Genomic DNA, 2790 nt, shown 5'->3' with positions numbered 1-2790 from the left:
GACTATCTGCAGGATATGGACGGCATGTACGGGCACGAAAACGCCCGCCGCCTTTCCGCTATGGGCCCAACCAACGGGCTGGTGGATGCCGCAGGCGTTGAGCACACCCACACGGTGCCCGAAGTCGCCCGGTGGGCAGCTGCGCAGGTTGAACAGGCGTAGTCCTTCGTATCCACCTGGCTTTTACACCAACCGTTTGTATTTATGGATACGCTTATTCTTCGCTTCGATGCGCCGCTCATCAGCTTCGGCGCGCCGATTGTAGACAGCCACGGAGTGATTCAGCCCTACCCGGCGCTGTCGATGATGACCGGGCTCATTGGCAACGCGCTGGGCATCGACCACCGCGAGTCCGACCGGCTGCAGCGCCTGCAAGAGCGCTTGCGCTACGCCTCGCGCCGCGACCGCAAGGGCCGCCAGATTCAGGACTACCAGACGGTGAACCTGGGCGCGCCGTACATGGACGACGACCGCGCCTGGACCACGCGGGGTACGCTGGAGACGCGCAAGGGCGGCTCTGCCAGCAGCGGCACGCACATCCGCCAGCGCGACTACTGGGCCGACGCGGTGCATACGGTGGCGCTGACGCTCGATCCGGCAGACGAGGCGCCAACCCTTGACGAGGTCGAAGCCGCGCTGCATCACCCGGCGCGGCCGCTTTTCCTGGGACGCAAGCCGTGCCTTCCAGCGGGCGATCTCGTAGTTGAGCGGCGTGCTGCGTCCAGTCTGGTGGATGCGCTGCGCCACGCCCCCCTGCACGACCGGGCCGACCACCAGGGCGACTCCGACGCCACCTATCCTGCCTGGTGGCCTGTTGACTCTGCCGCCGATGCCTCAGGGACTCCCAACGCCACCCGCCGCCCCGTCACCGACCAGCGCGACTGGACCAACCAGATCCACGTCGGCCAGCGCTGGATTGCGGCGGGGGATCTTTCTGTTGAATCTACCCCCACTTCCCATGACTAACACAACCGCCACCGCCTCCCTCCACATGATCCAGTTGCAGCTGGATGCGAAGGGACTGACCACGCTCGGACGCATGCTCGGCCTTCCCCTGCGGCAGACCGATACCAACTATCTGGTGCACTGCGCGCTGGGTGAGCTTTTTCAGGATCAGGCGCCCAAACCCTACAGCATCGAAAACGACGGCGCGCCCGGACGACAAGTGCAGGTGCTGGGATATACCGATGTAGATGATGAAACCCTGCACTCCCTGGCGCAAGGCTTCGCCTCCCCCACGGTCTACCAGATCGGCCAGTGGGAGCGCCTCGCCTCCAAGCCCATGCCCGACACCTTTCCCGACGGTATGCGCCTCGGCTTCGAACTGCGGGCCTGTCCGGTGATCCGCAAGTCCTCGGCCGGCAGCGGCACCAACAAAAAGGGTCAAGAGCGCACCTGGAGGGCCGGGCAGGAGCTCGATGTTTTTCTGGCGCGGCAGTGGACCAGCGACGAATCGCTCGACCGTGAGGCCGTTTACGTGAAGTGGCTACAGGACCAGTTCAGCACGCGCGGGGGCGCTGAGCTCATCGATGCCGGGGTGGAGCGCTTTTCGATTGAACGGATGGTGCGCCGGACGAAGACAGACGCAAACGGCGACCGCACGGCCCACACCGTAAAGCGCCCCGATGTCACCCTCAGCGGCACCCTCACCGTCACCGACAGCGACGCCTTCCAGGCGCTCCTCCGCTCCGGCATCGGGCGGCACAAGAGCTTCGGCTTTGGGATGCTGAAGGTGCGGCGGGCGCGGTGAATGAAAATGGGGAAGCGGAGAGTTGTAGGTGGTACCTGTCGTTTTCTATCCTCTGCGGGTGTGTTGCTTCGTCCATTACACGGCTACGGGCTTGATCTTGAAGGATCCCTCCCGTAGGTCGCTCTGTTGACTTCATGGCATGGTAGCAAGAACGACTCATTGTCGGTAATCGCTCACTCCACACTTGGGACCCGAAGAGTATGAACTGGCACGACCGTATTAAAATCAGGCCCGATGTCCTCAGTGGCAAGCCCGTTGTGAAAGGGACCCGCATTTCTGTCGTTTTCGTCGTAGAGTTATTGGCCCACGGATGGTCAGTAGAGGACCTGCTCGAACAATATCCAGCCCTCACACGAGAAGATGTGCAGGCATGCTTGCATTACGCAAGTGAGGTTTTGAAGTCGGATCAGGTGGACCCACTCTCGAAGTCGGGCAGTGCGTGATGAGACTCCTCGCAGATCAAAATATTCCTCGACACACGGTGGATGCGCTCCGTGCGAAAAGCCACGACGTCTTATGGGCACAAACCGCATGCCCGGGTGCCCCCGACCATGTGCTGCTCAAAACAGCTGTAGAGGAAGAGCGAGTGGTTCTTACATTCGACAAAGACTTTGGTACGCTCGCGTTTCATGCCGAACTGCCTGCCGAGTGCGGCACCATACTGCTCCGGTTTATGCCGGTCCTTCCGGAAATGGTTACGACAATTCTAATTGACGCGATCAAGGACCAAAAAGAATGGGTAGGCTATTTTTCAGTGGTGGAGGAAGAGCGCATTCGTGTTCGGCCCCTCGATAGGTAGCAATTGGTGCTCCGTTCATCATTTCAGCATCCTGACATATGCCCCTCAAAGGACGCCTCGGACTCGAAACCGCCCGCATTCCCCATGCCGATCGGCACGGACTCATGTGGTTGGAGCGTGGACGGTTGGCTGTGGAGGCCGGGAATCTTGTGTTCACCACCGCCGGATTCTATGACATTGATGCGGGGGCCTACGACATCCCGTTTCAGCAGATCTCGAACCTGCTGCTCGGGCCGGGCAC

Annotated in this window: 4 protein-coding genes and 1 pseudogene; all 5 read left to right on the top strand. The window is 61.3% G+C overall.

What is annotated here, in order from left to right; translation table 11 throughout:
- Positions 1 to 204 precede the first annotated feature (204 nt).
- On the top strand, positions 205 to 966 hold the full coding sequence (gene cas5e / locus PPP56_RS02360; RefSeq protein WP_353562409.1) for a type I-E CRISPR-associated protein Cas5/CasD: 762 nt from the start codon (positions 205 to 207) through the stop codon (positions 964 to 966).
- Positions 959 to 1750, top strand: coding sequence for a type I-E CRISPR-associated protein Cas6/Cse3/CasE (cas6e, locus tag PPP56_RS02355; RefSeq protein WP_353562407.1), 792 nt, complete (start codon positions 959 to 961; stop codon positions 1748 to 1750). The genes cas5e and cas6e overlap by 8 nt, the downstream gene beginning before the upstream one ends.
- A 200-nt stretch (positions 1751 to 1950) precedes the next feature.
- Positions 1951 to 2193, top strand: a complete 243-nt coding sequence (locus PPP56_RS02350; protein ID WP_353562405.1) for a DUF433 domain-containing protein — start codon at positions 1951 to 1953, stop codon at positions 2191 to 2193.
- The gene (locus PPP56_RS02345) at positions 2193 to 2549 is read left to right on the top strand and encodes a DUF5615 family PIN-like protein (RefSeq protein WP_353562403.1); all 357 of its coding nucleotides are present in this window, start codon (positions 2193 to 2195) and stop codon (positions 2547 to 2549) included. Before PPP56_RS02350 ends, PPP56_RS02345 begins: the two co-directional genes overlap by 1 nt.
- Before the next feature lie 38 nt (positions 2550 to 2587).
- A pseudogene (locus PPP56_RS02340) lies at positions 2588 to 2790 on the top strand (type I-E CRISPR-associated endonuclease Cas1e); the annotation flags it as partial.

The sequence above is a fragment of the Longimonas sp. genome (assembly GCF_040409695.1).
Lineage (GTDB): Bacteria > Bacteroidota > Rhodothermia > Rhodothermales > Salinibacteraceae > Longimonas.
This window is presented reverse-complemented; position numbering and strand designations above follow the sequence as displayed.

Bases quoted from the DNA above. Each gene is read 5' to 3' on its own strand.
- cas5e (WP_353562409.1), top strand. From the start codon at position 205: ATGGATACGCTTATTCTTCGCTTCGATGCGCCGCTCATCAGCTTCGGC.
- cas6e (WP_353562407.1), top strand. From the start codon at position 959: ATGACTAACACAACCGCCACCGCCTCCCTCCACATGATCCAGTTGCAG.
- PPP56_RS02350 (WP_353562405.1), top strand. From the start codon at position 1,951: ATGAACTGGCACGACCGTATTAAAATCAGGCCCGATGTCCTCAGTGGC.
- PPP56_RS02345 (WP_353562403.1), top strand. From the start codon at position 2,193: ATGAGACTCCTCGCAGATCAAAATATTCCTCGACACACGGTGGATGCG.